The 6,113-nt window shown below is 56.7% G+C and carries 8 protein-coding genes; all 8 read right to left on the minus strand.

Features of this window, described 5'->3' with window-relative positions:
* Window positions 1-499, minus strand: a 499-nt coding sequence (locus GX108_06640) for a CvpA family protein (GenBank protein ID NLO56711.1), incomplete at its 3' end; no start/stop codon positions are given.
* Window positions 496-738, minus strand: a complete 243-nt coding sequence (locus tag GX108_06645; protein ID NLO56712.1) for a hypothetical protein — start codon at window positions 736-738, stop codon at window positions 496-498. The genes GX108_06640 and GX108_06645, both read right to left, overlap by 4 nt.
* A 20-nt stretch (window positions 739-758) precedes the next feature.
* Entirely contained in the window at window positions 759-1,121 is a 363-nt protein-coding gene (locus GX108_06650; protein ID NLO56713.1) for a hypothetical protein, read from the minus strand.
* A 15-nt stretch (window positions 1,122-1,136) separates the two neighbouring features.
* Window positions 1,137-3,524, minus strand: coding sequence for a phenylalanine--tRNA ligase subunit beta (locus GX108_06655; GenBank protein NLO56714.1), 2,388 nt, complete (start codon window positions 3,522-3,524; stop codon window positions 1,137-1,139).
* Window positions 3,524-4,588, minus strand: coding sequence for a phenylalanine--tRNA ligase subunit alpha (gene pheS / locus GX108_06660; GenBank protein NLO56715.1), 1,065 nt, complete (start codon window positions 4,586-4,588; stop codon window positions 3,524-3,526). Before pheS ends, GX108_06655 begins: the two co-directional genes overlap by 1 nt.
* A 229-nt stretch (window positions 4,589-4,817) precedes the next feature.
* A complete protein-coding gene (rplT, locus tag GX108_06665; GenBank protein NLO56716.1) occupies window positions 4,818-5,177 on the minus strand; it encodes a 50S ribosomal protein L20 in 360 nt (119 codons plus the stop codon).
* Window positions 5,178-5,227: 50 nt separating this feature from the next.
* Complete coding sequence (gene rpmI, locus GX108_06670) at window positions 5,228-5,425, minus strand: 50S ribosomal protein L35 (protein NLO56717.1); 198 nt, start codon at window positions 5,423-5,425, stop codon at window positions 5,228-5,230.
* 59 nt (window positions 5,426-5,484) lie between these two features.
* Window positions 5,485-6,087 (minus strand): translation initiation factor IF-3, encoded by a 603-nt coding sequence (locus tag GX108_06675; protein NLO56718.1) that lies wholly within the window; start codon window positions 6,085-6,087, stop codon window positions 5,485-5,487.
* Window positions 6,088-6,113: the final 26 nt, after the last annotated feature.

The raw sequence follows: 6,113 nt of genomic DNA on the forward strand, positions 1-6,113 counted from the left end.
AAGAAGGGTCGAGAAGTTTGATCGAGGAAAGGGTCCTTTGGACGGCCGGCCACGATTTATCGGCCATCTTCATGGCCACGCTTTCGTTCATCCAGTAAGGCGATAGGATGGGCGAAAGAGCCATGAGAGCCACGTAGACGATCAACAGCAACGCAAAGGCCTTAACGGCTCCGGCGACAATCCCCATTCCCCTGTCGATGCCCGAGAGGTGGGTGAACCTGAGGAAGCTCTTGACTATCCTGCCGACATAAACCCCTGCCACCAGGATAAGGACGTAGCAGATCAAGAGAACGACGACCCGGGTAGCGCCGGGGCGCAGAGGCAAAAAGGGCGAGATGAAAGACGACGCGGTTGCCGACACTTTCCAAGCCAGCAGAAATCCACCTATGGTGGCGAGTAATGAAATGACCTCGCCGGAAAAACCCTTGGCCGCGCCCCTGACGCAGAAGGTCGCGAGAAGGAGAGCAAAAAGGATGTCCGTTCCAAAGGCGAGGGTCAAGGAGATTCACTCCCACCCAACATTTCCTTCATCCTGATCTCGGCCGATTCAATGGAATAGGCGAGCTTGAAACAGGCAAGCAAAAGCCTCTCATCCTGCTCCATCGATGGATCCAGCCCGACTACGCTCTCCTTGGCGATCTGCAGGACCCTCTTGAATCTCTCCTCGTCAAGGCGGGTCAGCAGGGGATAACTTTTCTTGCCCAGGGTGACAAGGACTCGGCGTGGCTCTTCCTGCAACTGGTGCCCTCCTCCCCCGATCAGAAACGATCCGCCAGGTCACCCTGGTGGGGATCCTTGTCGAATTTGAATAGATCCCCGGCAGGAGCTTCCTGCGATTCCTCTTCATTCTGGGAAGAGGAAGGTTCCTCTTCCGCCTCGGCAGTGTTTTCCTCACTCTCGGGTTCGCAGGAAGTTCTCAGTTTCTCCAGGAGGGCGGCCAGTCTTCTCTCAGTGATCTCCCTTTCCTCACTGAGCCTAGCCATCTCCTTTTCCTTCCCATCAAGGATCTCCTGGAGGTTTTTCAGTTCTTCGCCCATCCGGTCCTTTTCCGCCTTTAGTTCTGACATGGTCGCCGAGACCTTGTCGATGAGGCTTTCAAGACTGTCGATCTGGTCAAGCATAACGACCCCTCCCCGTTATCTTAATCTGATCCCTCTTTGGACAAGCTTATCCCTGAGCTTCCCGTGAATCTGGTCTACATCGTCGTCCCTCAATGTCTTTTCCGGGTCACGGTAGGCCAACGTGTAGGCGAGGCTTCGATGACCCTCCGGGATTCCCTTTCCTTTATAAATATCGAAGAGCCTCACATCCTCAAGGAGCCGGCCTCCCAGTTCCCGAAGAAGTACCAGGACCTCGGAGGAATAGACTCCCTCCTTCACTACCAGGGAAATATCCCTGAAGACAGGAGGATACTTCCTTACCTCACCGAAGGCCGCTTTTCCATTGTGGACAAGGGGTTCCATGTCGAGTTCGAAAAGGAAAACCGGTGCCGGAAGTTCCATCTCGGACTCTATTTCCGGCTTGAGGGTCAAAAGATATCCGATATCGTTCCCGCCGGCCAGGATCCTTGCCGTCTTTCCCACATGCCCGAAGGGCTCGCTTCCGGGGACAAGATCCAGGGCAACCCCTCTGCTCGCGAATATCGCTTCGATGTCTGCAGCAACAGAATGAAAGTCTTCCGTCTCTTGCTCGCCCCAGGGCGACCGGTTGTCGACGCCGGGGCAGACGCACCCTCCCAGCCTGAATATCTCTTCGACTTCCTGTCCCTTACCGAAAAAGACCATGCCTGTCTCGAAGATCCTTATGGCCCTTCTCCACCCGGAACTGATATTTTTTAAAAGAGCCTGGATCAAACCGGGGGCAAGGGTCGTCCTCAGGACGGACATGTCAACACTAAGCGGATTCGAAAGAACCACCGGGGACGACCTTGGATCCGATTCAGGGAACCGGAGCATCGCTACGGCCGCCGGGGAGACAAAGCAGTAGGTAACCACTTCCGAATACCCCCTGGCCATGGCCGTCGACCGGACGGCCCGCTCGGCCCTCATCCTGTCGGTGATATCGCCGGTGGCGTGCATGACCGGCGGCAGGATGGCCTCTATCTTGTCATAACCCCTGATTCGCGCTACTTCTTCGATGAGGTCCTCCTCGATGGAGATGTCCGGCCTGAAGGAGGGTATCCTGTAGAACCTAATGGAGGAGTCCCTGTCGTCGGTGGAGATGCCGAGCCTCCCCAGAATTGCCGTGGCCATGTCCAGGTCTCCGGTTCCGATGATCTTGCCGAGGACAGCCGAGGTGAGGGCTACCTTCCGCTCCTTTTGGAGAGCCTCACCAGCGGCTATCCACCCTCCTGGAACGCCGGCGCCCCAAGCGGCCATCATGTCCATGGCCACCGCAAGGGCCACCTCGGCCTTGCAGGGGTCCACGAAGCGGGAAAACCGATAGGCAGCCTCGCTGGGTATACCAAGTTTCCGGGAGGCCCTACTTACCTTTATGCTGTCGAAGTGGGCCGATTCCAGCAAGACCCTGGTTGTTCCGTCGCTGATCTCGCTTTCCTCTCCACCCATTACGCCAGCGACGGCAACGGGCTTGCCCCCGCTGGTTATAAGGAGATCCTCCCCATCCAGGACCCTGGTTTTACCATCCAGAGTCAGGATCATCTCGCCTCCCCGGGCCAAACGCACGGTGATCTCCCTACCGGGAAGCCGGGCATCATCAAAGGCGTGAAGGGGCTGACCCACCAGTAGCATCACCAGGTTGGTCGCGTCCACGACGTTTGAAATGGGCCTCATGCCGGAAAGAAGGAGCCTGATCCTGGCTTTCACCGGTGAAGGCATGATCCGCACCTTCTCGATCGAACCGAGGGCATAGAAGGGGCATCCCGGGTCAACGAGGGTTATACCCTGGAAATCGTCAAGCATCGGCGCCCTGGGTGGAATCACGGGGGAGATCCCTCTGTACCTGGCCTCAGGGAAGATCGCGGAGATCTCCCTGGCCATGCCGACCATGCTCAAAAGGTCGCCCCGGTCAGGTGTAATTGAGAGCTCCAGCACGGTATCGTCAAGTCCGAGGGCTTTCCTGGCATCCTCTCCGCGGGTAAAACCCTCCCCCAGCCTGAGAATTCCGAACTCATCGGCGATTCCGGGAAGGCCGATCTCCTCGGCCGAAAGGACCATACCCTCGCTGACCACGCCCTGGAAATCCCTGGTGGATACCTCCGTACCATCGGCAAGCACGCATCCGGGGAGACCCCAGGGAACCATGTCGCCCTCCTTGAGATTCCTGGCCGCGGTCACGCAAACACCTTTTCTACTCCCGGCATCAACGTAGAGGACGAAAAGATCCGGTCTGTCAGGGTGTTTAGCGATGGAAGCGATCCTTGCCGTTACCGCGCCCCGGAACAGGGGCACCGGGACTTCGAGGCCCTCGACCTCGACGCCGGTGTCGGTAAGCCGCTGGGCCAGCGTCGGGACATCTACGGGGATGTCTACCAATTCCTTGAGCCAGTTGAGCGACGCGAACATTATCTGTGCTCCCCCTTCGAGTTGAGAAAAGCCAGGTCGCCCTCAAAGAAGATCCTCAAATCGTTCAGCCCGTACTTGAGCATGGCGATACGGTCGAGACCCATCCCCCAGGCGAAGCCGTTGTAGCGGGCGGGATCAATGCCTCCAGCCCGGATGACATTCGGATGGGTCATTCCCAGCCCGGATATCTCAAGCCATCCAGTCCCCTTGCAGATCCGGCACGTCGGATTCTCGCCCGAACAGGCTACACACTCGACATCCATCTCTAGGGACGGCTCGGTGAAGGGGAAATAACTGCCCCTGTACCGGGCCTTCAGCGTGCGACCAAATATCCGGTTTACAAAGGCTTCCAGGCAACCCTTGAGGTGGGCCAGGGAGATGTTCTCGTCCACCAACAGCCCCTCCAGTTGGTGAAACATGGGGGTATGGGTCTGATCGCTGTCCCTCCGGAAGACCTTACCGGGAACGATAATCCTCAGGGGGGCGCCCCATTTCCGCATGGACCTCACCTCAACCGGGGAGGTATGGGTCCTCAGGAGTAGTCCATTCTCGAGGTAAAAGGTGTCCTGCATATCCCTGGCGGGATGATGAGGAGGTATATTCAGGCCCTCGAAGTTGTGGAAGTCATCCTCCACCTCTGGGCCATAGGCTACGGAAAATCCCATGGAGACAAATATGTCGATCGCTTCTTGGGTGATCTGGGCAACGGGGTGGAACGCTCCCCAGGGGCGGCCCCTGCCAGGGAGGGTCACATCGAGCCACTCCCCCGTTTCGCGGGCTGTAACCTGGACATCGGCGCACTGCTTTGCTCTTTTCGCCAGGGACTCCTCCATGGAGTCTCTCAGTTCATTCAGCATTTTTCCAGCCTCGGGACGCTCGCCTACCGGAAGCGAACCTAAGCGCTTGAGCAGGGAGGTAAGTTCGCCTTTTTTGCCGAGGAAGCGGACCCTCACTCCCTGGAGTGCATCCAGTGTATCCGCCCTTGAAAGTGCTGAATTGAACAAGGCCTCGATTCGACTTACATCATCATGAATGTCGCCCAAGCGCTTCCCCTCCTCGACCATTTCATCTATCTATGAAATCTCCTGCCCTGATCTGGGGTTGGGCTACTACAACCTGCCGGACCAGATCCGGAAGAGAAGAAAGAATCCTGACAGTATAATACCCTCGCTGGGCCATTCTGGTCCATATTTTGCCATCAGGCTCCGGTTATACGACAAGGGTCCCCGCCAAAGCCTTGGACAGGAACCCTGGGACGGACGTCAGACCCTTCCGGAACAGAGGAGAGACCCTTTACTTCACCAGCGCCTCCCTGGCCCGGTCAACCAGCCTGGCGAAGGCCGGCATGTCCTGCACCGCCAAATCGGCTAACATCTTGCGGTTGATCTCTATGTTGGCGCATCTGAGACCATTCATGAATGTGCTGTAGGTCATATCGTTCATCCGGGCCCCGGCGCTTATCCTGGTTATCCAGAGTTTGCGGAAATCCCTCTTTCGGGCCTTCCTGTCCTTGTAAGCGTTGGACATGGAATGGAGGTACGCTTCCTGCGCCCTTCGAAAAACATTCTTTTTCCTACCAAAGTAGCCCTTGGTCGTATCAAAAAGCTTCTTTCTTTTCTGATCACTGGCGCTTCCGCCCTTAACCCTGGGCATGATCGCTCACCTCTTTCGGTTGGTTGAAACCCTGTCGTTCGTCCCGACGCCTAGGCGTAGGGCAAAAGCGTCTTCATCCGCTCCTCGAGGGAGGGGGAGATGACACTCTTCCTGCGGAGGCGGCGGAGGCGCGTAGAATTCTTCTTCCCAAGAAGATGCCTACGGCCGCCTTTATGGTAAACGAATTTCCCCGACCCTGTCCTCGAGAACCTTTTCTTGGCCCCCGAGTGCGTTTTCATCTTCGGCATGATCAAATTCTCCCTTCTATCTGGAAAACAACGGGAACGAAAAAGGACACGTGGGAGGTTTACTCCTCGACGGAAACCTTTGTCTTTTCCGGTTCTCCGGCGGCAACGGTGTTTGTCGCCGCCACCTTCGGCTTCTTCACGGATTGCGGCACCGGCATCATCATCAGGCGCATGTACCTTCCTTCCATTCGGGGAGGCATGTCGACCTTTCCTATGCCCTCGCAATCCCTTACTACTTTGTCCAGAACCTCCCGGCCCCGGTCAAGGAACGCCATCTCCCTTCCCCTGAAAAAGACGGCCACCTTGACTCTATAGCCCGAAAGGAGAAAATCTTTGATGGCACGCACCTTGAAATTGTAATCGTGCAGGTCGATCTTTGGCCTCATCTTTATTTCCTTGACGACCTGTCCCTTGGATTTTTTTCTCGCATCCTTATCCCTCTTCTGCTGCTGGAACTTGTACTTGCCGTAATCGAGTATCCTGCAGACGGGAGGATCTGCCTGGGCTGAAACCTCCACCAGGTCCAACTCTCTTTCTTCGGCAAGGGCCAGCGCTTGCGCAAGGGGAACAACTCCGACCTTGACCCCCTGGGCGTCGATCAGAAGGACTTCCTTGGCCCGGATCTCCTCGTTGGTGCGTGGCTCTTCGCTGCTTTTAGCTATAACTTGTCACCTCCACGGCAAAAAAA

Source organism: Thermovirga sp. (assembly GCA_012523215.1).
GTDB lineage: Bacteria > Synergistota > Synergistia > Synergistales > Thermovirgaceae > 58-81.

What these genes read in the sequence shown, in the direction of transcription:
- rpmI (NLO56717.1), bottom strand. Translation starts at nt 5,425, where the DNA reads ATGCCGAAGATGAAAACGCACTCGGGGGCCAAGAAAAGGTTCTCGAGG.
- GX108_06655 (NLO56714.1), bottom strand. Translation starts at nt 3,524, where the DNA reads ATGTTCGCGTCGCTCAACTGGCTCAAGGAATTGGTAGACATCCCCGTA.
- GX108_06650 (NLO56713.1), bottom strand. Translation starts at nt 1,121, where the DNA reads ATGCTTGACCAGATCGACAGTCTTGAAAGCCTCATCGACAAGGTCTCG.
- rplT (NLO56716.1), bottom strand. Translation starts at nt 5,177, where the DNA reads ATGCCCAGGGTTAAGGGCGGAAGCGCCAGTGATCAGAAAAGAAAGAAG.
- pheS (NLO56715.1), bottom strand. Translation starts at nt 4,588, where the DNA reads ATGGTCGAGGAGGGGAAGCGCTTGGGCGACATTCATGATGATGTAAGT.